Here is a 22,546-nt window from a genome sequence, read left to right on the forward strand (position 1 = left end):
ATTAACTTCAAAAAAACAAACAACAATGAAGAAATTATGGTATGTCTCGTTCGCGCTCTGCGCTGTTTTTCTTGTTTCCTGTAAGGAAACATCATCACAATCTTCTACGATTGATACCTCTACTGTCGATTCGACTTCTATTACTCCAAATGAAAATGAGAGCACGCTAAGTGAAAGTGAGAGTGCGTCTTCTTCTGAAGACTGGGATGCCGTGATTGAGGAATACGATAGCTTCACGGATAAGTACATCACGATGCTTAAGAAGGCTCAAAAAGGTGATATGAGCATGTATGCAGAACTGGCTGAAGTCACAGAGAAACTGGAAAGTCTCACACAGAAAATAGAAGAAGCAAAGGGAGAAATGTCCGCATCTCAAGCTGCTAAGTTTACAAAGATACAAGCCAAGTATCTAAAAGCTGCAGCTCAGTCGATGTAGTTCTTGACTGAAGGAGGATTAAGTGGGTCTTCAAATTTAATCGCAACTATTTTAATAAATCTAGTATCAATTAATTTTGAATATCTGCTTAATGATTCCCTAAATTCAAAAAAATTATGATCAAGTATGTAATTCGTTCAAAGAAAAACCCACAGAAAAAGGACGTGGTCAAGTATTATCCACAGATGGCTCCAACCACTCCGTTGAGTCTTGAGCAGATTATCAGACGTGTGGAGAAGCGATCCACAGTGTCGAGTGCCGATGTCAAAGCGGTTTTGGATGCGCTGCAGTACGAAGTGATGGAAGCGTTGGCATCGGGAAGCACCGTCCGTCTGGGCGACTTAGGCTCTTTCCGCCTCACCATGAAGTCCGAAGGAGCAGCAACGGCAGCTGAAGCCAAGCAGAAAGGCGCACAACTCATCAAACGAGTAAATGTGCAGTTCACCAAGAGCACAACCATGCGCGACACGCTTGCAGTGCCCCTCTTAGACTTTGGTGCTCAAGAGGACATCGTCAACGCTACGGACAAGAAAAAGAGTAGCAACGACAAAACTTCGGGGGATGTGAACCACTCATATCTCCGTTGACAGACTTCATTTCGGTGCGTAAAATCAATAGGTTTTGCGCACCGAAATTTATTGTTGTCGGTGAGCCAAACCCACTGTGTCGGCACTCTTTTGAGAGAAGAAGGTAAGAGGGCGAAAATTGTCTTATAGGACAATTTGAATTGTCTTATAAGAGAATTTGAATTGTCTTATAAGACAATTTTGAGAGGCATCGTAGAGAATGGCAAAAATGACGGAAATCGAGGAGGAACTACTTTTTTCAAGAGAAAAGTTGGCCATTTCGAAAACAGTTTGTAAATTGCGCTCGATTTGACAGGAGGAGATGTCATTTTCCATGTGAAATGAGTTTCTCGTTGAAACGACACCTTTACCTGAAAAACACAATCTATCATTCTTTGTTTTCATTATTCTAATGGTCGTCACGTTCTGCTCCTGCAGCATTTCGACCCCCTCTAAATCTTTACTGTTATGAAAGTGTACAACTCTCAAGACATCAAAAACATTGCCCTTCTTGGCAATGACGGCTCCGGCAAAACCACCCTGACCGAGAGCCTGCTCTATCATGCCGGCGCCTTAAAACGCCGTGGCCGCATCACGATGAAGAATACGGTTTCCGACTACTTACCGGTGGAACAGGAGTATGGCTATTCGGTGTTTGCCACGGCTTTTCATGTGGAATGGAAGGGCAAGAAACTCAACATCATCGACTGTCCGGGTTCGGACGATTTTGTCGGTGCAGCCATGACGGCGCTGAACGTGACCGACACGGCGGTGTTGCTCATCAATGGCGGATTTGGACATGAAGTGGGGACGCAAAATCACTTTCGCTATACGGAGAAGTTGGGCAAGCCGGTCATTTTTTTGGTCAACCAATTGGATAGTGAAAACTGCGACTATGAAGCTATCGTCGAAGACTTGCAAAACATCTATGGTCCGAAGGTGGTGCCGGTGCAGTATCCCATCAGCACAGGACCAGACTTCCACGCCCTGATTGATGTCATCCTGATGAAAAAGCTCTCTTGGTCGGCCGACGGGGGAGAACCTACGATAGAGGAGATTCCGGCCGAAGAGCGCGACCGCGCCGAGGAGATGCACAAGGCGTTGGTAGAAGCTGCGGCCGAAAATGATGAAAGTCTGATGGAGAAGTTCTTTGAGACGGACCATCTTTCGGAGGACGAGATGCGCGAAGGCATTCGCAAGGGAATGGTGACGCGGAGCATTTTCCCCGTTTTCTGCGTCTGTGCCGGTAAGGATATGGGCGTGGGCCGCCTGATGGAGTTCTTAGGCAACGTTGTGCCTTTTGTCAATGAAATGCCCAAGGTGCACAACACACGCGGCGAAGAGGTTGCTCCTGTCGAAAATGCCCCTACAAGTGTCTATTTCTTCAAGACCGGCATCGAGCCACACATCGGCGAAGTGCAATACTTCAAGGTGATGAGCGGAATTGTGCGCGAAGGTGATGATTTGACCAATGCCGACCGTGGTTCGAAAGAACGTATGGCACAACTTTTTGTTTGTTCCGGCGCTCAGCGCGACAAGGTAGAACAACTTTCAGCAGGTGATATCGGTTGCACCGTCAAGCTCAAAGATGTCCGCACCGGCAACACCTTGAACAGTAAAGACTGCGACAATCGCTTCAATTTTATCAAATATCCCAATTCGAAGTTTACACGTGCCATTCGTGCCGTCAACGAGGCCGACACCGAAAAGATGATGGTTGCTCTCAACCGTATGCGCCAGGAAGATCCGACATGGGAAGTTGAGCAGAGTAAGGAACTTCGTCAGATTTTGGTGCACGGACAAGGCGAGTTCCACCTTCGCACCTTAAAGTGGATGCTTGAGAACATCGACAAAATTGCAGTGGAATACTACCAACAGCGCATCCCCTATCGCGAGACCATCACAAAAGCCGCTCGCGCAGACTATCGCCACAAAAAGCAGTCCGGTGGCGCCGGGCAGTTTGGCGAAGTTCATCTGATTGTCGAGCCTTACTATGAAGGCATGCCCGACCCAACGACCTACACCTTTGGAGGACAAGAATACCGCATCACGCCCCGCGGCAAAGAAGAAATAGCTCTGGAATGGGGCGGTAAACTCGTGTTTATCAACAGCGTGGTGGGTGGTGCCATCGATGCCCGTTTTATGCCGGCCATCTTGAAAGGCGTGATGAGTCGTATGGAGCAAGGTCCTTTGACCGGTTCTTATGCTCGTGATGTGCGCGTCATTGTCTATGACGGGAAGATGCACCCCGTGGACAGCAACGAAATCTCTTTCATGCTTGCCGGACGTAATGCTTTCTCACAAGCTTTCCGTGAGGCCGGTCCGAAGGTGCTTGAGCCTATTTATGATGTCGAAGTCTTCGTTCCTGCCGACAAAATGGGCGATGTGATGAGCGACCTCCAAGGGCGCCGAGGGATGATTATCGGCATGAGCAGTGAGAATGGCTACGAAAAGTTGCAAGCCAAAGTGCCCCTTAAAGAAATGAGCACTTATGCGACGGCCTTGTCCAGCCTCACCGGAGGCCGTGCGAGCTTCATCATGAAGTTTGCCAGCTACGAGCTTGTGCCCTCTGACATTCAGACAAAACTTGTGAGTGAGTTAGAACAAAAGGACGAAGAATAAGCAAGTTTTCAAAATCAAACGTAGCTGTCTTAATGATAGACTGCTCCCTACTTTTTAGGTTCGCTTCCATTGTGGAGGCGAGCCTTTTTGCTTGAAGATCCACTTTCTAACCTTTCAGGGCGTGTTTCTTAAAATAAATCACTAATTTTGCGAGGCAAAACAAATAACTACAATTCAAATGTTGACAATCAAACAAATCACAGACAATAAGGAAGCCGTGATACGCGCTCTTGAAAAGAAACATTTCGCAGGTGCGCGCGAGGCCATTGAAGCCGTGCTGGCAGCCGACCAAAAGCGCAAAACTGCGCAATCGGACATGGACGCCACTCTGGCCGAGCAAAAGCAACTGGCCAAGGCCATCGGCGGACTGATGAAGGAGGGAAAGCGCGAAGAAGCAGAGACGGCCAAAGCCCAAGTGGGCACTCTCAAAGCCAAAAGCACCGAACTTGAAGAGGCCATGAGAGCCGCTGAACAAGAGCGCACAGAATTGCTTTACACCATCCCCAACCTCCCCTACGACCTCGTGCCCGAAGGAAAAAGCGCCGAGGACAACGAAGTAGTGAAAATGGGCGGCCGGCAAACGGCACTGCCTGAACATCCCCTTCCCCACTGGGAGCTTGCCAAGAAGTATGACCTCATCGACTTTGACCTCGGGGTGAAAATCACGGGCGCTGGTTTTCCCGTCTATAAAGGCATGGGCGCCCGCCTACAACGTGCCCTCATCAACTTCTTCCTCGATGAAGCACGCGCTTCGGGCTACACAGAAATCATGCCCCCCACCGTGGTCAACGAAGCCTCGGGCTATGGCACCGGTCAGCTTCCCGACAAGGAAGGCCAAATGTACCACTGCACGCTCGACAATCTCTATCTCATCCCGACAGCCGAAGTTCCTGTGACCAACATCTATCGCGATGTCATCCTTGACGAAAAGGACCTGCCCATCAAGAACTGCGCCTATACGCAATGTTTCCGCCGTGAAGCCGGTTCGTATGGCAAGGACGTCCGTGGACTGAACCGTTTGCATGAATTTTCCAAAATCGAAATTGTGCGCATCGACCGCCCCGAACACTCAGAACAAAGCCATCAAGAGATGCTCGATCACGTCGAAGGGCTGCTTCAGAAGCTCGAACTCCCTTATCGCATCCTGCGACTTTGTGGTGGCGACATGAGTTTCACCGCCGCTATTTGCTACGACTTTGAGGTTTACAGCGAAGCACAAGGTCGTTGGCTCGAAGTGTCTTCGGTTTCTAATTTTGACAGTTATCAGGCCAACCGTCTCCATTGCCGCTATCGCCGTGCGGAAGACAAGAAAATCGAACTCTGCCACACCCTCAATGGGTCGGCACTGGCCTTGCCTCGCATCGTGGCCGCTCTGCTCGAAAACTTCCAAACTCCCGATGGCATCCGCATCCCGAAGGCTTTGCAGCCTTATATGGGCTGCGAGATGATTTCCTAAGCACTGCCCTTTTTGCTCCACATTCTTCCGGCGCGCGTCCCTCACCGACAATCAGACTCGGGGTAACGCGCGCTTGGAATTTTCTTTTCATCCTGACCTTCAAGTAACACTCATCTAAAACAATGAAACTGTCTCTGTCTTATTGGTTATCGGCTGTCATAGGTGCTATGCAGCGATTTGGTTTAGCTTTTGCTTTTTTGTTGGCATTAGGAAGCGTTTCTCTATTGCAAATATGGAATGAAAAATCCCTTTGGAGTGATTATGAATTTGGTGTATTGATTTACTATACCTCAGTGGGCTTGCTGTTGAGCCTCGTCTTGCAGCTATGGGGTGAAGAAAGGGTGTCACGTTCTCGACAGGTAATCGTGGGCACACTGGGTCATGGTTTGCTTCTGGTGGACAGCTTGTGGCTGTGGTCGTTGAGCAGCGATGCGTTCAGCACAGGTTTAGGGATAGGTCATCTTTCTGCCATCGTGTCTTTGGGATTAGCTCTTTTCTTTCTGCCCTTCTTTCGAGAACGCGATGACCTCCCTTCTTGGCACTTTGCTTTGCAGGTGTTTGTCGGTGCAGCGGTGGCACTGCTGGTGGGCAGCATCATGACCGGTGGGCTGTGTCTGCTCATCAGTTCGCTGGATTTATTGTTTGGAATTTCTCTCGACTGGGAATGGTATGGCACGACGGCCGTACTCTTCGAACTGATGTTGCCGATACTCTTGTGGATGAGTCGCTTTCCTCAAGGGGATAATAAACATTGTCATCACATCGTCCCGTCCAACTTTCTGACCGGCATCGTGCGCTTCCTTTTCCTTCCCTTATTGGGTTTGTACGTGTTTGTGCTCTATGTCTATGCACTTACGATTTTGGTGCAATGGGAGTTGCCCAACGGGGGTGTGGGCTGGATGGTCTCTGTGCTGACTTTCGGAACTATTGCCTTGACCTTCACGCTTTATCCTGCCATGCAGCAACGTCCGAATGCTTGGGAATGTCGTGCGGTGAGATGGCTCTCTATCGTTATCCTACCTCTTCTGCTCTTGATGACTATCGGCATCTGTCGGCGTCTATCGGATTATGGTGTGACCGAGATGCGACTTTATGCCTTGCTGCTCAACATCTGGTTTTACGGTGTGTGTATCGGCCTGTTCGTCACTCGTGCTCGCCGCATCCACTGGGTCGCCCTCTCTTTTGGTACGCTGTTTCTACTTTCATCGGCATTGCCCATCAACTTCTCTACGATAGCCTTGTCTGCGCGCAAGGTCAAACTGCAAGAACTGTGGGCTTCTTTTCCTCCTCCGAACTCTCCCATGAACCAATCACAATTTGAGACTTGGTTGCAACACTATCAGGGCAAACGCCGTGCAGCGATTGTAGAGAATTTACGGTATATCGAAAGCCGCTACAATGAGAAGGAAGTGGCACAATGGGTGAAAAGCGATGTTTCTCTTTGGACGGACGACTATGCACAAGCAGAAGCCGCAAAGCAAGCGGGTGAGATTTTGCTAAGTGCCGAGATACGTGAAGCCATCAATGTCCCCAAAGGATTTGGCAAAGTGATTCATATCCCTTACCTAAATGTAGACTGCTCGTGGAAAGATAGTACTGCAATCATCAGTTTTCAATTCTCAGAGCGTGTCGGCAAGCAAGAGGGAAAGGAGGCTGAATATACGACGGTTGATGATAGCGTAAGAGCGACTATTCACGAACTGTCTACTCTAAATGACGACAACCTTCATCTTCGTTTTTTTCCTACAATAAGTGGAAAGTATCATCTGGTGTTGGAAAGTATCGAAGGCTCTTATGTGCCCAACAATCCGGAGGCTTCTTCTTTACGGGTAAGTGGGGCTTATGTATTCTTCCGAAAATGACATTTGTCAACTCACTCAGGGCAAAATCAGCCCACTTTCCTCGGAGGAAGTGACACATTTCCGCAGGGACTTGCCTTAAAAACGCAGTTTCTTGAAAAAAAACGTCCAAAAACTTGTCCGTAAACAATTATATTTCTACCTTCGCATTGCAAAATCATTGTTTAACCCTTATTCTCTAAAACTTCCTCTTTATTATGAACATTGAACTTTTTATGAGCCAACTCGAGGCTCGTCACCCTGGTGAAAAAGAGTATTTGCAAGCCGTTCACGAAGTCTTGCTGTCGATTGCTGACATCTATGATCAACACCCCGAATGGGAAAGCGCCTCCTTGTTGGAGCGTATCGTAGAACCCGAACGTATCATCACTTTCCGTGTACCCTGGGTAGACGACCGTGGTAAAGTACAAGTCAATTTGGGCTACCGCGTACAATTCAACTCCGCGATTGGTCCTTACAAGGGGGGCTTGCGCTTTCACGCGTCAGTAAACTTGAGTATCCTTAAATTCTTGGGATTTGAACAGACTTTCAAGAATGCCCTCACCACTCTTCCCATGGGAGGCGGAAAAGGAGGAAGCGATTTCTCTCCTCGTGGCAAAAGCGATGCCGAAATCATGCGCTTCTGCCAAGCGTTTATGAATGAACTATACCGCTATATTGGGCCGGAAATAGATGTTCCCGCCGGCGACATCGGTGTTGGTGGTCGTGAAATCGGCTACTTGTTTGGACAATACAAGAAGCTGACACGAGACTTCTCAGGCGTCCTCACAGGAAAGAACCTTGAGTTTGGCGGCAGCCTTATTCGTCCCGAGGCCACAGGATTTGGCGGACTATATTTTGTCAATGAGATGCTTCAAACGGCAGGAATTGACATCAAGGGGAAGACCATCGCCATCTCGGGCTTCGGCAATGTGGCTTGGGGAGCTGCCACCAAAGCCACAGAACTTGGAGCAAAGGTCGTGACCATCAGCGGACCTGACGGCTACATCTATGATCCCGATGGCATTAGCGGCGAGAAGATAGACTATATGCTCGAACTTCGTGCTTCCGGTAATGATATCGTTGCACCTTATGCCGAAGAGTTCCCCAATGCAAAATTTGTGGCAGGCAAACGCCCATGGGAAGTCAAGGTAGACATTGCTCTCCCCTGTGCGACACAAAATGAGCTGAATGGTGCTGACGCCAAGCAGTTGCACGAAAATGGTGTGCTCTGTGTCGGTGAAATCTCCAATATGGGTTGCACTCCTGAAGCCATAGACCTCTTTATCGAAAAAAAGATGCTTTATGCTCCCGGCAAAGCCGTCAATGCCGGCGGTGTGGCCACTTCTGGTCTTGAAATGAGTCAGAATGCCATGCACTTAAGTTGGACTGCCGAAGATGTGGATGCACGTTTACACCAAATTATGCATGGTATTCACAAGCAATGTGTTACCTATGGCACAGAACCTAATGGCTATATCAACTACGTGAAGGGTGCTAATGTGGCAGGCTTCATGAAGGTGGCTAAAGCCATGATGGCACAAGGCATTGTATAACTCTGAATCCTTTTTCAATACTCCCACTCAAAAGTGTTTCACAATATTCAGTGTTTCACTTTTGAGTGGTTTTTGCTTTTTAGGCATATCAATATCGACTCTCTATTTTCTATTATCTCTATTTCCAATTTGAAAAGTAAGTAGAATCAAAAAATAATCACTATCTTTACAATCAATTTAGGATAGTATATACTATAAATTACATCCACTTCATTTGTTCCAAATTGATAATGCTCTATTTTATTATGAAAGCAACATCTCTCAAGAAAATCAGTTTCTGGGTACTTCTTGCACTCCCTTTGGGAATGTGGGGACAATCAATAGATGCGGTTGGTATCAACACACGTAAGCCAACAGAACTATTAAATGTAAATGGGACAGTGCGTATACGAGAACTACCTCAGAATGGTTCTACTAATAGTATACGCACCCAAAGCAATGGAATAGTTTCGGCGGCTGGAAAAGATCAAGAGTTTAAGATTTCAGATAATAATGTAGATAATGCAACCCATACTTTCAGAGACCCTGATCAAAGAGGGGTTCTCCATGCTAATGATCAAGGAGTGATAGGAGCTGCACCGGCAGCAAAGCCGCTTTTCTTCCATATGCCTTGTATGGTATTACCTTTAGAAACGACTTTTTCGGGTTACAATCCGACAACTCAAGAATTTGTTGTGGATCTCTATCAGACCTATGCAGACCAGTTTGCCACACACTATGTTGCCTCACCGACTCCCACCAGTACCTCTGCTGCCAGCAATACAGCAGGTGAACTTCCTGTGGAGCAAGCAGCGGATTTGGAATACTACATTACCTATTATGACCCTTTGGTCTTCTCTAATGTTAGTGTAGATAATGATGGCAAGTTGCACTATAAAGTAATTCCTGGCGCAGAAGCAACGCAAAACACCTTTATGAACGTCATTTTTAAGGTGAAATGATTAAACTATAATATGGTATAATATGGAGTCCCCTTTGGAGGCTCCATATTTTATTGTAGTGTTCTCATAGTTTTCCTATTCGGAGTTCTTGATAAAGTAGATGCTCAAAATAAATGGGAACATTTAACTTTGAGCATCTACTTATTTTCTATTTAAGAGGAAATATCATCGCCTCGGAGGGTGGGCAGATTGATTTTGTAGCGTACAGCCACCACTCGCGAGATTATGACGACGGCCCCGCACACTAAGCCGCACCCTACGGAGTCTAAGCCTAAACCTCGGCAAGCCCAATAGGCGATGCCACCGAACACGCAGGCCACAGCGTAGATTTCGGCACGGAAGATGAGTGGGACTTCGTTGAGAAAGACATCACGCACCACACCGCCGCCGGCACCGGTGAGCGCCCCCATCACGATGGCCACCCAAAAGGGATAGCCGGTGGAGAGCGTCTTTTCGATGCCAATCACGGCAAACATCCCCAAACCGATGGTGTCGAAGATGAACCAAGTGTTTCGCTGGCGAATGACAATCTTTCCAAATAGCGCCACCAAGAGCAAGGCCACCAGGTTGATGAGGAAGTAGATGCCGTTGTGCATCCAAAAGATAGGCACATTGAGCAGCAAGTCGCGGATTGTGCCGCCCCCAATGGCTGTGGCCAAACCTACAACGTAAGCTCCAAAAAGGTCAAAACGTTTGGCACTGGCCAAACGAATGCCGGAAATGGCAAAAGCCAGCGTACCGATATAGTCGAGCAGGTTGACAAAAGTCAGTTCGAGAGGAAGAAAAGTCATGTGGTACAGAAGGAGGAAAAATCAGCTTTTTGCAGTGGTTGCTCCTACCAGTCGGGTGTAGCGTTCGCCCGGCCTTTGGTAGTAGATAAGAATGGTGTAGTCGTTGGTGGTTTGGAAGAAGTCGCCCTCTATCAGAGAGGAGTCTGTCGGGTGCCCCACCTTTTTTTCGAGAGTAAGATAACGATAGCTGTAATAGCCCTGTTTGAGCCATAAAGCAGCTTCATAGGCTTGCCGTTGCTCATCGTAGGTCATACGATACTGCTGAGGAGGGCCATTCGTCCATTGTCCATCAATATAGATTTCGGTGTTGGGCAAAGGAGAACTTTGGAGACTAAAATGCACAAAGACATATTCACTCTCGGTGGCGTTGTCTTGATTGTCCGTGTTGCGGATGACGCTCGTGCCATTGCTGTCCCCTACCAGCAAGTAGTTCTTTCGAGGCTCATCAGTTTGCAATGTGGTATGGAAGTAAGGAGGAAACCACTCGATACGCTCCATGTGCATACCGGGGAAACGCGTACTGAGCATCTCAAAACTTCGATACTCGTTGCCGGCTCGGAAGATGAGGTCCGGACAATGCTGCCAAATCAATGTCCCTCCTCGGGTTAATGTGGGGGCCGGGGCAACAACAGCGCAATCCACATCGGCATTCTGCACAATCTCGACCTTCAAGGCTTCACGCAAGTCATTGCTCGGCAGAGCTTGGGCATTTAGTTCGACGCTCACTTGCTGGTGACGGGCATTCCAGTCGATGTCAGTGTTGCTGCTCACCTGTGCCTGCACGCCCACAATGGGCTCTACGACTCGACAGCAGACCTCAGCAACAGGCGTTGACTTCTCTCCATTATCATCGAAAATCGTGATGCGATAATTTCCTGAAATCAAAGGGCGCATTTCACCATTGGGAAAGGAAAAGGAATAGTGTGTGTAGAGCGTCGAAGTGTTGCGACTCTCGCTATGGTTCTCAATGGGCACATCAGTTTGAGTACTCTCCATAAACTCTGCGGCAAACAGTCCCTCTGTGGGCTTCCAGTTGAAGTCGCAATGTTCCACCCGATAGAAAAAGCGCAGGTTGTCGTGCGACATTTGGTCGAAGCTCACGTGCATCAACTGAGCCCCCTGAAGCTGAATCACCGGGAGGGCTGAGAGCCGTCCATCGACTTCACAGCGCAACGTGCACACATCGTCGCGCAACGTTCGGTGGTGCTGAGGAAAGAGGACTCCGCAACAATAGCAAAAGAGGAAGAGCAAACTAATGCGACGCATAAATTCCATTAAGTAGGTGTTCAAAATTAATGGATACTATATTTGTTTCAATTTTTCGTCAGGCTGTCTTTGAGAAGAAGGAGTGTAGCGGGCTACACGACTGATGAACAAAGGTAAGATGACGGAAAAGGGGAGACAAAGAGGGTTGCAAAGTAGAGAATCGCCTACAACTAAGATAATTACGTTTAGTTTTGAAGACTGACTTATTACTTTAGAGAAATCACAAAGATGCGGTCGGCCATTTCTTTGTCTGCAGGTGGGAGGTCAAAGGACAAGCGTCTGCGAGTTTGCTGAAATGTCATCGGCAAGGTGTTGCCAAAGGGCGTCATGCGTTTGACGCGTCGGTCGCACTCCACTTCTATATGTGTGCAGTTGGGGTCAAGCACGTGTAGGTACACCTCGTTTCCTCGTTGTGTGCTCACCACATCTTCACCATTTCCCAAGCACCCGGCTTCCGTACCATAGATGGTTGTCCCATAACGACTGAGCCATTTGCCCAGGTCTGCCAAGCGTTCGAGTGCCGCCGTAGGCAGATTGCCATCAGGTTGCGGACCGATGTTGAGCAAGAGATTTGCCCCCTTGGAGGCGGTGCGCACCAGTAGGCGAATGAGCGTTTCAGGCGACTTGTAGTTTTGATCGGCCACTCGATAGCCCCACATACCATTCATCGTTTGACAGGTCTCAAGAGGGAGAGGGCTGATGTCTTGTCCGCTCAGTCCGGCGTGATTTTCACCAGGCACATCCCGCTCAAAGATTTGGATGTCTTCCCCTTCATAGGGAGTTTGGTGGTGATTGTTGCCCACCAAACACGCGGGTTGCAGGCGATGGATGAGCGCGTACTGTCCTGGCAACTGCCAATCAAAGGGTACACTGTCCTCATCGTGATCCCACCAGCCATCAAACCAGATGGCACGAATAGAGCCATAGCGTGTGAGGAGCTCGGTCAGTTGCCGATTCATGAAGTCGTAATACTGAGGCCAATTCTCCAGCTTGGGATCTTTGCCCGTGTGGCGGGCAGTGCGTCCGGTGGGATAATCATCACGCGTCCAGTCGATGTGGCTGTAATAAAGGTGCAATGCGATGTCATTGTCGTGGCAGGCACGGGCAAGTTGAGCCACGATGTCCTGTCCGTAGGGAGTATGCATGATGTTGTAGTCGCTCGCTCGAGTGTCCCACATCGAGAAACCATCGTGGTGTCGTGTGGTGAAAGTGATGTAGCGTGCCCCGGAGGCTTTGATGGCTTTCACCCAGGCATTGGCATCAAAGGCATGAGGATAGAAAGCATTGGCAGCTTTGGCATACTCTCGGTGATCGATATTGGCATTTTGCATATACCACTCGCCTTGTCCGAAAATCGAGTAAATTCCCCAATGCAGGAAGATGCCCAATCGGTCGGCCGCAAAGGCACGACGGCTATTGAGATTTTCGGAAGAGGGTTGATAATGTTGTGCTGTGGAGGGCGATGTCCAGAGCAGCAGAGCGAAGAGGAAGACTAGAAAGCGTTTCATGGGGACGTAAAGGATTTATTCTCTGCGCAAAAGTAGTGAAAAAAGCCGATTTCCCCACGTTTTCCAGAGAAAAGTTGTACTTTTGCAGCAGAAAGGTTGCAGTCGGACAGTCTGTCGCTTGCATTCTTGTGATGTAAGAGGAAAGTCCGGGCAACACAGAGCATTCCGCTTCTTAATGGGAAGTTGCTCGCGAGAGTAAATCAGTGCAGAAGAAAACAACCGCCCCTCACGCTCCTAAGGGCTTCGAGGGGTAAGGGTGAGAAGGTGGGGTAAGAGCCCACCGGCTGAACGGTGACGTCTCAGGCCGTGCACATCGGAAGTTGAAAGTTCATGTAAACCGACGCAGTAAGAGTTGCTCGCTCAAATCTCTATGGAGATGGGTCGGAGGGTAGAACGATAGAGTGGGTCGGCAACGGCTCACCAAGATAAATGACAGACGGCTCACCCCGCGTGAGAGACAAAACCCGGCTCATCGGCCGGCTGCTCCTTTCTTTTCAAGAACCAAACGGCTTTACATAAAATAAAAAATGGGCCATAGAGACGTCTCTATGGCCCATTTTTTATAAGAGGGTTGTCGCAAAGCAACACTGCGGCTTAGTTCTGCAGCAGCCAAGCGTCAGGATGTGTGCTTCTGAGCTGGTTGCGGCTTTGCGCTGCTTGTGCTTTGTCATCGAACGAAGAAGCCACTACACGGAACCAACCGGTATGTCCATTGATGGTTTCGTTGGTTTTCACCACGCGTGCAGCAAAACCTCGATTGCGCAACGTTGTCATCACGCCCTCGGCATTGGTCTGATTGATGAAACTGCCCACCACCACACTATAAGCTTTGAGAGGCTCACCATTGATGACAGTGACACCACCGGCAATGGTGCGTACAGGTACATCGTCTACCACGACAGGGGTCGTCACAACGGGGGTTACTTCTTGCTTGGGAGCAACAGTCACGGTCTGTGTGTTGTTCTGCTGTTCCTTAGCACGAGCAGCTTCATAGGCTTTACGATAAGCGCTTTCTTGAGAGCCACAAGAAGAGAGGGACGCCACAGCGGCACAAAGGGAAAGGGCGAGAATGATGTGATTCTTCATGTTGAAAATGACTTTTATGCAATGAAAATGATGATTATTTCTACGAAAGGAAAAATCGTCCTCTGTTTCTGAGGAAAATCCGTTCAGAGGGAAAGATTTAATGTGGCAAAGTTACAATGAAAATCCTATTTAAGGCCAAGAAAAGGCAAAAAAAAGATTAAACCTTCTACTTTTGAGTAAGTTTATTGCCTTTTCTCAAATAAAAGTGCTATTTTTGAAGTCGAAAATTTATTAACCCTCTAACACCCAACTATTATGAAAGGTTTAAGCATCCTTGCAGCATTTCTTGGTGGTGCCGCTGTTGGCGCCGCTTGTGGTATCCTCTTTGCTCCCGAACGCGGTGAAGACACTCGCTCACGCATCGCTGAAGCTATCCGTAAGCGTGGCATCAAGCTCAACGGCAAAGAGCTCGAAAATCTGGTCGACGACATCGCCGACGAACTCAATGTGTCTAACGCATAATTCCTGACCGTGTTTTCAAACGATAAGAACATCGAAGCCTTGGTGCGTTTGGTCGAAAATCTCAAACGCTACGGAGAGTTACGCTGGGAGAGTTTACAGCTCGATTTTGTGAGCAAGATGACCCTTTTGGCCACGACACTCATTTTAGGAGCGGTGATTTTTGGCATCACAGCGCTGGTGGTCGTGTTCTTGTCCTTTGCAGCTGTCCACTTCTTGGCTTCACACGTTGGAGGATTGGCGATGGCCTATCTTATTGTTGCCGTGGGCTATGTCGTCTTGGCCTTTTTGGCCTATTCCCTACGGCGTCCTCTTCTGCTTAATCCGATAGCCACTCTTTTGGAACGCCTCTTCTTGGCCGACGACCATCGCCCCGAAGACAGCACTGTTTCTGATGGATATCGTGCTGCACGGCGTGGAGAAGATTACGACTACCTTTAAGATTGAATGCCTATGCCAACTTCATCCCCACTTGCTGCCTTGAAGGCACGTCGTGTTGCTGTGGAACAAGAGTTGAGCAAAGTCGAAGCGCAAATCGCCAAAGACTATGCCTTCTTAACAGCACCTCCTCCCCCGACCAACAATCGATTTGAAAACATCCTTAGTGTGGCCTCACGCGCTTGGTTTGTGGCCGATGGCGTCATGACGGGCTATAAGCTCTTCCGTCGTCTAAATGGCCTGACCGGTATTTTTCGCCGCAAGAAAAGCAAGCGCTAAGGTTTACCCTTTACTTTAAGAAAGCCCTTGCACCTTTGGCAAGGGCTTTTTTTTGAGTAAAACCTCACGGCCGATTCGCATGCTCTCTCTTCCGTACGTTCACTCCTCACTTTTTCGACTACGACCTTTCGTCTAATCTATCTTTTCATGCCCATCAAGTCTTTCTTCATTAGCATTGTCTGCCTCCTGAGCAGCACGCTTCCTCTTCCCGCTCAGTCATTCAACATCATTCCCATACCTTCTCATCTCGTTGCTGGACAAGGAACTTTTTTGCTGTCACGCAACACGTCCGTATGGGTGCAAACGCCCATCGCCACGACTGCGGCACAATATCTGACTCGGAAAATCAACCGCGCCACAGGTTTTTCGCTTCACGCCACAACAGGGAAAACCGGGAAATCCGGAATTTTGCTGCGCCTTTCGTCCACGCCGCTGCCTGCCGAAGGCTATGTGCTCCACGTGGATAGACGCGGCATCGAGTTAGAGGCCGGCGATGCATCTGGTTTCTTTTATGGCGTGCAAACTCTCCTCCAACTGCTTCCTCCCTCGGTCGAAGGAGAACGCGCTGCGATGGGCATTTCGGGGTGGGAAGTGCCGGCGGTGAACATCGAGGATGCACCTCGCTTTGCTTATCGCGGTGTGATGCTCGACCCCTGCCGCCATTTTCTGAGTGTGGAGGAGATAAAGCGCGAAATAGACCTCCTTTCTTCCTACAAAATCAACCGCCTGCACTGGCACTTGACCGACGACCAAGGCTGGCGCATCGAAATCAAGAAGTATCCCCAACTCACTGCCATCGGAGCGTGGCGTACAGAAGCCGACGGTACACGCCATGGCGGCTACTACACCCAAGAAGAGGTGCGCGAAGTCGTGGCCTATGCCGCTGAGCACGCGATGGAAGTCGTGCCCGAACTCGAAGTGCCGGGACATGAACTGGCCGCCATTGCCGCACTGCCCGAACTCTCTTGCAAAGGGGAAACTACCACGCCGCGCATCATCTGGGGCGTAGAAGAAACGGTGATGTGTCCGGGCAAGGAAACTATGTTCAACTTCCTGCGCGATGTCATTGATGAGATGACAGCCCTCTTTCCCTCCCGCTTGTTCCACATTGGCGGCGATGAATGCCCTCGCACAGAATGGGCCGCGTGTCCTCAATGCCAACAGCGGATGAAGAGCCTGGGCTACACCCGCGAAGCGCAACTTCAATCCTACGTGGTGGAACGTGTGGCGCGCTATTTGAAGAAGAAAGGCAAGACGGCCATCGGATGGGACGAAGTGCTGGAAGGGGGCAATCTGCCGAAGGAGGTTGTGGTGATGTCATGGCGTGGGGTGGAAGGCGCCACAGAAGCCGTCAAAGCCGGGCATCCTGTCATCCTCTCTCCTGCCAGCGATGGTTGCTATTTCGACTATCTGCAAGGCGACCTCGTCACCGAACCGATAGCTTTCAGCGTCTATGGCGACCTGCGCATGACCTACGGACTCGACCCTGTGGCCGCTTCGCAAGCCGATGAAGCCCAACGTCCCTTGGTGATGGGCGTGCAGGGCAACTGCTGGAGCGAATACATCCACAATCCGCAACACCTCGAATACAAAATCTTCCCTCGTGCTCTCGCCCTGGCTGAAGTGGGATGGTCCCCCCAGGAGAAGCGCGACTTTGACTATTTCTGTCGACGTCTCGACAGCGATGCAGCTCTGCGCCTGCAAGCCCGTGGCGTGAACTTCCACATCCCCCTTCCCGAACAGCCCGGAAAGAAGCGCGGTGACTGGGCTTCGTGCAATAAGGTCGTGTTTATGGGCGACAGCACTACCCTATCGCTCACCACCACCCGTCCGCTTGACATCGTCTACACCCTCGATGGCAGTCAGCCATCAGCGCGCTCTCCGCGCTACACCGGCCCCATCCGCCTGCACGACACCCGCCAAGTGCGCACACGCAGCGTCCTGCCCTGCGGCATTCTCGGTCCAGAACGCACCATCGATGTGCTGCGCGAAACACCGCGCCCTGCTATTCCTTCAGGGACAACAGTGGAAAAGGGCATCAAGGTGCGCTATGTCAAGGGCAACTTCACCTACGCCAACGGAGCTCAAGCTCCTTTCGACCGCGACACCGTGGTGAGCACTTTTGCAGACGTGACGCGCCTCACTCCCTTGCCCAAGAACATGCGCGGAGTGGAGCACTACACCGCCATGGCCCAAACCCTCATCGACATCCCCACCGATGGTGTCTACGAATGGACCACCCACAACGCCTGCCTTTGGATAGACGACGAATTGCTGGTCGACAATCGCGCCGTCTTCATTCCGCGCAACTCTCTCCAACCTGCTCAAATAGCTCTCCGTGCCGGACGCCATCGTGTGCGCACCCTCTTTGTCGGGGGCATCTTCCAGGGGTGGCCCACCTATTGGGACGAAGGCTTCGTCCGCTTCCGAAAAATCGCAGAATAGCCTCATCATCTTTCTGCTAAAACCAACAACGCCGATTGCTTCACCGCAGTCGGCGTTGTCTTTTTTCGTTGTCTTTTTTCTGTCTCTCGTCCCCCACCGCGACAGTCCTCAAACCTCATGCTTCGTTTTGGCCCTACACGTCCGGCTGAAAAAAGTTCGTTGCTTCAGCAAGAAAAGTTCAAAAGATAGGGAGCATTCTATAAACCAAAGTTTGGTTTATGTAATTCAAACCTTGGTTTATATAAACCAAAGCTTGGTTTATGTAATTCAAAGTTTGGTTTATAGTTTATCCTTGGAGAAAGCAACTTTTTGTCGTAGGTAGCATCTTTTTCGCACTGCGCGTCGAACTATACGAGAACATGGATACATCCAATCTTTGAGCGGACAGTAATATCAAAAAGTAGGGAGAGCGCTGCTTCGTGCAGCACTCTCCCTACGACTGAGGGGAAGAAAAATAGAAGTTCTGTAAGGGATTTTAGTAGAGATGTTCGTCCTGTTCGAGTTCTCGGCGGGTGAGACTCTTGCGGTCGATGGCGCGCCAAGCGTAGAAGATGTAGGCCAAGACAAAGGGGATGATGAGGGAAACAACGCCCATAGCCGTGAGGGTGAACTCGCTCGAGCAACTATTGGCCAAGGTGAGAGAACTCTGCGGGTCGGCCAGCGAGGGATAGTAAGCCGTGTGGTTGTAGCCGGCAATCATCAGCAAAGCCCATACTGCCAAAACTGCACCGATACCGGTGGCCCAGATGCCGCGCTTGAAGGTGGGCATGAGAAGGGTTTTGGCAATGCCGAACAAGACAAGGACAACGCCCAGCAGGAAGAGCACGAGGACAGCGGGGAGTGCTAGGAAATTGTGAAGATATTTGTAGGCTTCAAGGCCGACCACGCCTGTGGTGGGATCGACCGCCCAACCGTCCATCAGGAGCAGATGTCCCACGAAGGCGAGGAAAAGGATGAGGAAGACCACGGTGTCGATGAGCAACTGGCGACGCACGCGAGGGGCAAGTTGTTCGTCGTCGATGTTGTTGACGAGGTAGAGGTCGCCCAAAATGCGATCGAGGAAGAAGACCACCAAGCCGAGGACAACATTCCAAGGATTGGCCACAGCGTCAAGTCCATGCCAAGCATTGGCCCACTGGCTGATGGCAGGAGCGATGCTTTCGCCCATCACGTCTTTGTTGACCACAAAATTAGCGCCATGGAAGAAGGTGCCGACGGCAGTGCCCAAGAGCACCGGCCCCAACACACCATTGAACACGAGGAAGGCGCGATAGGTGGTCTTGCCCAGGAAGTTGCCCAGTTTGGATTGGAACTCATAGCTCACAGCTTGGAGCACGAAACTGAAGAGGATGAGCATCCACACCCAGTAGGCACCGCCGAAACTGGTGCTGTAGAAGAGGGGGAAGGAGGCGAAGAAGGCGCCGCCGAAAGTGACGAGCGTGGTGAAGGTAAACTCCCATTTGCGTCCTGTGGAGTTGACGATGAGCTGGCGTTCGGCTTCGGTTTTTCCCAAGGTGAAGATTTGGCTGTTGGCGCCTTGTACGAACATGAGAAACACCAAGAGTGCACCGAGCAGCGTGACGAGCAGCCACCAGTAGTTTTGAAGCAATTCGTAAGTAATCATGAGACGAAGTTTTGTTTGTGGATAATGGAGTTACTCTTGTTCGTGCTTCTTGATGGCACTAAACAGGATGCGCAGTTCGGCGATGAGGAGTGCGGTGAACACGATGAGGAACAGGAAGAAGGTGGTCTGCACACTGCTCACCGAGAGTTTAGAGATGGCAGCCCCTACGGGAAGAAGGTCTTGGATGGCCCAAGGTTGCCGACCCACTTCAGCCACAATCCATCCGGCCTGTTCGGCGAGGTAGACCAAAACCACGCTCCAAATGCCCACGTGGAGCAACCAGCGATGTTGTTGCAAACGCCCTTTGCGCTCGAACCACCAGAAGAGTGCCATGACGAGCAGCAGAGCACCGCCGGCACCCACCATCACGCGGAAGGGCCAATAGACGAGGAACACGGGCGGCACGAGATCTTCGACCTTTTGGATGTAGCCGTAGCCAAAATAGGCTTTGTGCTCTTCGAACGTCTTGCGAGCTTCGGCAGCCTTCTCAGGGTTGGTGTGGCGAGTGGCACGATAGGTCTTGAAGGCTTCGAGTGCTTTCTGTCCTTGCTTCATCTTCTCAGTGGCGGGCAACACTTGTTCTCCCTCTGTATTGGTGTAGCCTTTGTAGAGAATGTCGTTGATGCCCGGCACGTAGCCATCAGGATCGTGCGTGGCCAAGACGGAAAGAACTTTAGGGACATGGACGCCGGGAACGATAGAGAAAGGCGCCCCCTTTCCGCCATCGTACAATCCCTCGGCAGCGGCCAACTTCATGGGCTGGTGTCGAGCAATGTCCACACCACTCTGGTCGCCTGTTCCGGCCACGACAAGGGCTGCAAAGAAGCCTACGATACTGGCCACCTTGATGCTCTTGGTCGCCATCTTGACATTGCGGTTGCGCAGAAGATACCAGCAGCTCACCGCAACAACAAAGACTGCGCCGGTGAGCCAGCCGCTCGACACGGTGTGGAAGAACTTGTGTACGGCAAAGGATTGAAAAGCCACACCGAAGAAGTCCATCATTTCGTTGCGGACGGTGTCGGGATTGAAGTCCATGCCCGTGGGGTGTTGCATCCAGCTGTTGGCCACCAAAATCCACCAAGCAGAGATGGTGGCTCCCAAGCCGGTGAGCCAAGTGGAGGCCAAGTGGAACCCTCGGCTCACTTTGTTCCAGCCGAAGAACATGACAGCAATGAACGTAGACTCCATAAAGAAGGCCAAGATGCCCTCAATGGCCAAAGGTGCGCCAAAGATATCGCCCACAAACCAAGAATAGTTGCTCCAGTTGGTGCCAAACTCAAATTCGAGAATGATGCCGGTGGCGACACCGATGGCGAAGTTGATGCCGAAAAGTTTTTGCCAAAACTGAGCCGTCGTTTTCCAAAATTCATCGCCTGTGCGATAGTAGGCCGTTTCGATGATGGCCATCACCAGTGCCAAGCCCAGTGTGAGCGGGACAAACAACCAGTGATAGCATGCCGTCAAGGCAAATTGCGCTCTCGACCAGTCGAGCACCGCAGGGTCAAATGCATGAAGTAATGTCATATCTATAAAATTAAGGATTGGATAATTCAGTGGCAACGTGTATCTCCTTTTCTTCGGGTGTTCCTTTCAAAACCGGCTGAAAGAAGAATAGGCGCAACACAGCAAACATCACGAACAGCTTGATGGCAATAATGAGCCACAGCGTACGCCCCCAGGTCATTTGTCTGAAGCCGTCGTAATAGAAATGTAAGATTGTTTTCAGAGGATTTCTCATATTGAGAATAAGAATTCATTGTTTTGTGGCTACAAAAGTAGTCTATCTCCTCATAACTACCAAGTGTTTTTTGAGATTTGTAACTTTTCAAACCTATTTTTCTGCATCAACGATATAAAAACAGGATTTTTAGGCTTGAAATTTGGCCTTTAACGGTGTTCTCCGTACCTTTGCACATCGAAAATGAACCTATGGCAATGAACATTATTCATACTCAAGAAAATCTGGCTGCCGCAGTCGCAGCGGCCAAGGCCGGAGGCAAAATTGTGGGTCTTGTTCCGACAATGGGCGCACTTCATGAAGGTCATGCCTCCCTGATTGAGCGCTGTGCAGACGAGTGCGACCTCACAGTGGTGAGCATTTTTGTCAATCCCACGCAGTTTAACGATCCCAACGACCTACGCAACTATCCTCGCACCCTCGATGCCGACTGTCATTTGGTCGAAAGCAAAGGAGGGGACATCGTGTTTGCCCCGGATGTGGCGGAGATTTATCCCGAACCCGACCAGCGGCATTTTTCTTATCCATCGATTGACACAGTGATGGAGGGGGCACGTCGGCCCGGGCATTTCAATGGTGTTTGTCAGATTGTGTCTAAACTTTTTCTAATGGTCAATCCTGACCGGGCCTATTTTGGCGAAAAAGATTTTCAGCAAATTGCGGTGATTCGCGCCATGATGGCAGACCAAGACTTCCACTTCACTTTGGTGTCTTGCCCCATTGTTCGCGAAGAAAGTGGATTGGCCCTATCCTCCCGCAACACCCTGCTCACAGAAGAAGAACGGTGCGTGGCAGCCAACATCAACAGAGTGCTCCAAGAAAGCAAGCTGTATCGGCAGACGCACACGCTTGTCGAAACTCGAGAATACGTGACGGATACACTCAATCGGATTGAAGGGCTCGAAGTGGAGTATTACGAAATTGTGGATGCTTTCACATTAACCCCTCTTACAGACTGGAAGGAGAGCAAGCATATACAGGGTTGCATCACTGTATATTGTGGTGCACGTCCGGTACGCTTGATTGACAACGTTTCTTATCAATAATCCCAACACCCATAGAAGTTATAAGTAGGTGTTCAAAATTAACCCTAAACACCTACTTATGCCGTTTCTTCCCCGTCTTCTCCCCAATCCTCAATATTATGACGCTTAGCATTCTCAAATCAAAAATTCACTGTGCCACCGTCACAGAAGCCAATCTCCACTATATGGGGTCCATCACTATCGATGAGGCTTTGATGGAAGCTACCGACCTCTTGCCGGGAGAGCACGTCCATGTCGTTAATAATATGAATGGCGAACGCATCGAGACTTATGTCATCCGCGGCCCTCGTCATTCTGGATGTATTTGCTTGAACGGTGCTGCAGCACGGAAGTTTCAAGTGGGCGATGAGATTATCATTATGGCTTTTGCCGATATGCACCCCGATGAAGCTCGCACATTTGAACCCAAGGTGATTTTTCCGAACGAAAACAATCAGGTAGATTAACT

The 22,546-nt window shown here is 49.9% G+C and carries 20 protein-coding genes and 1 other RNA gene; 14 read left to right on the top strand and 7 right to left on the bottom strand.

Features of this window, described 5'->3' with window-relative positions:
* The 7 genes from H8527_RS02130 to H8527_RS02160 all read left to right on the top strand — a co-directional run.
* A partial coding sequence (locus H8527_RS02130; protein WP_370539217.1) for a DUF6591 domain-containing protein occupies positions 1–436 on the top strand: 436 nt, incomplete at its 5' end.
* Positions 437–552: 116 nt separating this feature from the next.
* The gene (locus tag H8527_RS02135) at positions 553–1,023 is read left to right on the top strand and encodes an HU family DNA-binding protein (RefSeq protein ID WP_187545187.1); all 471 of its coding nucleotides are present in this window, start codon (positions 553–555) and stop codon (positions 1,021–1,023) included.
* A gap of 447 nt (positions 1,024–1,470) precedes the next feature.
* Positions 1,471–3,624: a translation factor GTPase family protein gene (locus H8527_RS02140; protein ID WP_187545189.1), complete on the top strand. Its 2,154-nt coding sequence runs from the start codon at positions 1,471–1,473 to the stop codon at positions 3,622–3,624.
* Between the two features lie 178 nt (positions 3,625–3,802).
* A complete protein-coding gene (serS, locus tag H8527_RS02145) occupies positions 3,803–5,080 on the top strand; it encodes a serine--tRNA ligase (protein WP_187545190.1) in 1,278 nt (425 codons plus the stop codon).
* Between the two features lie 122 nt (positions 5,081–5,202).
* Positions 5,203–6,942: a DUF4153 domain-containing protein gene (locus tag H8527_RS02150; protein WP_187545192.1), complete on the top strand. Its 1,740-nt coding sequence runs from the start codon at positions 5,203–5,205 to the stop codon at positions 6,940–6,942.
* Between the two features lie 194 nt (positions 6,943–7,136).
* A complete protein-coding gene (gdhA, locus tag H8527_RS02155; protein WP_187545193.1) occupies positions 7,137–8,474 on the top strand; it encodes an NADP-specific glutamate dehydrogenase in 1,338 nt (445 codons plus the stop codon).
* A gap of 245 nt (positions 8,475–8,719) precedes the next feature.
* Complete coding sequence (locus tag H8527_RS02160; protein WP_187545195.1) at positions 8,720–9,415, top strand: hypothetical protein; 696 nt, start codon at positions 8,720–8,722, stop codon at positions 9,413–9,415.
* 152 nt (positions 9,416–9,567) lie between these two features.
* Here the strand turns inward: H8527_RS02160 and H8527_RS02165 are convergent, their stop codons facing one another.
* From H8527_RS02165 to H8527_RS02175, 3 genes are all read right to left on the bottom strand, one after another.
* Positions 9,568–10,206: a trimeric intracellular cation channel family protein gene (locus H8527_RS02165; RefSeq protein ID WP_187545196.1), complete on the bottom strand. Its 639-nt coding sequence runs from the start codon at positions 10,204–10,206 to the stop codon at positions 9,568–9,570.
* A gap of 21 nt (positions 10,207–10,227) precedes the next feature.
* Positions 10,228–11,472 (bottom strand): DUF5103 domain-containing protein, encoded by a 1,245-nt coding sequence (locus tag H8527_RS02170; RefSeq protein ID WP_222935081.1) that lies wholly within the window; start codon positions 11,470–11,472, stop codon positions 10,228–10,230.
* 206 nt (positions 11,473–11,678) lie between these two features.
* A complete protein-coding gene (locus H8527_RS02175) occupies positions 11,679–12,980 on the bottom strand; it encodes an alpha-L-fucosidase (protein WP_187545200.1) in 1,302 nt (433 codons plus the stop codon).
* Between the two features lie 98 nt (positions 12,981–13,078).
* Between H8527_RS02175 and rnpB the strand changes: the two genes are divergently transcribed.
* Positions 13,079–13,468: RNase P RNA component class A (gene rnpB / locus H8527_RS02180), an RNA gene on the top strand.
* 106 nt (positions 13,469–13,574) lie between these two features.
* Here rnpB and H8527_RS02185 read toward each other — a convergent pair.
* Positions 13,575–14,066, bottom strand: coding sequence for an SPOR domain-containing protein (locus H8527_RS02185; protein WP_187545202.1), 492 nt, complete (start codon positions 14,064–14,066; stop codon positions 13,575–13,577).
* A 255-nt stretch (positions 14,067–14,321) separates the two neighbouring features.
* Here H8527_RS02185 and H8527_RS02190 point away from each other — a divergent pair, with 255 nt between their 5' ends.
* From H8527_RS02190 to H8527_RS02205, 4 genes are all read left to right on the top strand, one after another.
* A complete protein-coding gene (locus H8527_RS02190; protein WP_187545204.1) occupies positions 14,322–14,528 on the top strand; it encodes a YtxH domain-containing protein in 207 nt (68 codons plus the stop codon).
* 9 nt (positions 14,529–14,537) lie between these two features.
* Positions 14,538–14,966, top strand: coding sequence for a phage holin family protein (locus tag H8527_RS02195; RefSeq protein WP_187545205.1), 429 nt, complete (start codon positions 14,538–14,540; stop codon positions 14,964–14,966).
* A gap of 12 nt (positions 14,967–14,978) precedes the next feature.
* Positions 14,979–15,242, top strand: coding sequence for a hypothetical protein (locus H8527_RS02200; RefSeq protein ID WP_187545207.1), 264 nt, complete (start codon positions 14,979–14,981; stop codon positions 15,240–15,242).
* 147 nt (positions 15,243–15,389) lie between these two features.
* Positions 15,390–17,687 carry a family 20 glycosylhydrolase gene (locus H8527_RS02205; protein ID WP_187545208.1) on the top strand — a complete coding sequence of 766 codons (2,298 nt, stop codon included), beginning with the start codon at positions 15,390–15,392 and terminating at the stop codon, positions 17,685–17,687.
* A gap of 475 nt (positions 17,688–18,162) precedes the next feature.
* On the opposite strand, the gene H8527_RS02210 is transcribed toward H8527_RS02205, so the two are convergent.
* The 3 genes from H8527_RS02210 to H8527_RS02220 are packed head-to-tail and all read right to left on the bottom strand — an operon-like array spanning position 18,163 to position 21,052.
* Positions 18,163–19,308, bottom strand: a complete 1,146-nt coding sequence (locus tag H8527_RS02210) for a cytochrome d ubiquinol oxidase subunit II (protein ID WP_187545444.1) — start codon at positions 19,306–19,308, stop codon at positions 18,163–18,165.
* Positions 19,309–19,341: 33 nt separating this feature from the next.
* Positions 19,342–20,838, bottom strand: coding sequence for a cytochrome ubiquinol oxidase subunit I (locus tag H8527_RS02215; protein WP_187545210.1), 1,497 nt, complete (start codon positions 20,836–20,838; stop codon positions 19,342–19,344).
* 10 nt (positions 20,839–20,848) lie between these two features.
* Positions 20,849–21,052 (bottom strand): DUF4492 domain-containing protein, encoded by a 204-nt coding sequence (locus H8527_RS02220; RefSeq protein ID WP_187545212.1) that lies wholly within the window; start codon positions 21,050–21,052, stop codon positions 20,849–20,851.
* A 197-nt stretch (positions 21,053–21,249) separates the two neighbouring features.
* Here H8527_RS02220 and panC point away from each other — a divergent pair, with 197 nt between their 5' ends.
* Both panC and panD read left to right on the top strand, forming a co-directional pair.
* A complete protein-coding gene (panC, locus tag H8527_RS02225; RefSeq protein WP_187545213.1) occupies positions 21,250–22,098 on the top strand; it encodes a pantoate--beta-alanine ligase in 849 nt (282 codons plus the stop codon).
* Positions 22,099–22,196: 98 nt separating this feature from the next.
* Positions 22,197–22,544: an aspartate 1-decarboxylase gene (panD, locus tag H8527_RS02230; protein ID WP_187545215.1), complete on the top strand. Its 348-nt coding sequence runs from the start codon at positions 22,197–22,199 to the stop codon at positions 22,542–22,544.
* Positions 22,545–22,546: the final 2 nt, after the last annotated feature.

This window comes from Alloprevotella sp. Lung230, assembly GCF_014385435.1.
Lineage (GTDB): Bacteria > Bacteroidota > Bacteroidia > Bacteroidales > Bacteroidaceae > Alloprevotella.

Coding starts and splice junctions, on each gene's coding strand:
- H8527_RS02135 (WP_187545187.1), top strand. CDS start 553: ATGATCAAGTATGTAATTCGTTCAAAGAAAAACCCACAGAAAAAGGAC.
- H8527_RS02140 (WP_187545189.1), top strand. CDS start 1,471: ATGAAAGTGTACAACTCTCAAGACATCAAAAACATTGCCCTTCTTGGC.
- serS (WP_187545190.1), top strand. CDS start 3,803: ATGTTGACAATCAAACAAATCACAGACAATAAGGAAGCCGTGATACGC.
- H8527_RS02150 (WP_187545192.1), top strand. CDS start 5,203: ATGAAACTGTCTCTGTCTTATTGGTTATCGGCTGTCATAGGTGCTATG.
- gdhA (WP_187545193.1), top strand. CDS start 7,137: ATGAACATTGAACTTTTTATGAGCCAACTCGAGGCTCGTCACCCTGGT.
- H8527_RS02160 (WP_187545195.1), top strand. CDS start 8,720: ATGAAAGCAACATCTCTCAAGAAAATCAGTTTCTGGGTACTTCTTGCA.
- H8527_RS02165 (WP_187545196.1), bottom strand. CDS start 10,206: ATGACTTTTCTTCCTCTCGAACTGACTTTTGTCAACCTGCTCGACTAT.
- H8527_RS02170 (WP_222935081.1), bottom strand. CDS start 11,472: ATGCGTCGCATTAGTTTGCTCTTCCTCTTTTGCTATTGTTGCGGAGTC.
- H8527_RS02175 (WP_187545200.1), bottom strand. CDS start 12,980: ATGAAACGCTTTCTAGTCTTCCTCTTCGCTCTGCTGCTCTGGACATCG.
- H8527_RS02185 (WP_187545202.1), bottom strand. CDS start 14,066: ATGAAGAATCACATCATTCTCGCCCTTTCCCTTTGTGCCGCTGTGGCG.
- H8527_RS02190 (WP_187545204.1), top strand. CDS start 14,322: ATGAAAGGTTTAAGCATCCTTGCAGCATTTCTTGGTGGTGCCGCTGTT.
- H8527_RS02200 (WP_187545207.1), top strand. CDS start 14,979: ATGCCAACTTCATCCCCACTTGCTGCCTTGAAGGCACGTCGTGTTGCT.
- H8527_RS02205 (WP_187545208.1), top strand. CDS start 15,390: ATGCCCATCAAGTCTTTCTTCATTAGCATTGTCTGCCTCCTGAGCAGC.
- H8527_RS02215 (WP_187545210.1), bottom strand. CDS start 20,838: ATGACATTACTTCATGCATTTGACCCTGCGGTGCTCGACTGGTCGAGA.
- H8527_RS02220 (WP_187545212.1), bottom strand. CDS start 21,052: ATGAGAAATCCTCTGAAAACAATCTTACATTTCTATTACGACGGCTTC.
- panC (WP_187545213.1), top strand. CDS start 21,250: ATGAACATTATTCATACTCAAGAAAATCTGGCTGCCGCAGTCGCAGCG.
- panD (WP_187545215.1), top strand. CDS start 22,197: ATGACGCTTAGCATTCTCAAATCAAAAATTCACTGTGCCACCGTCACA.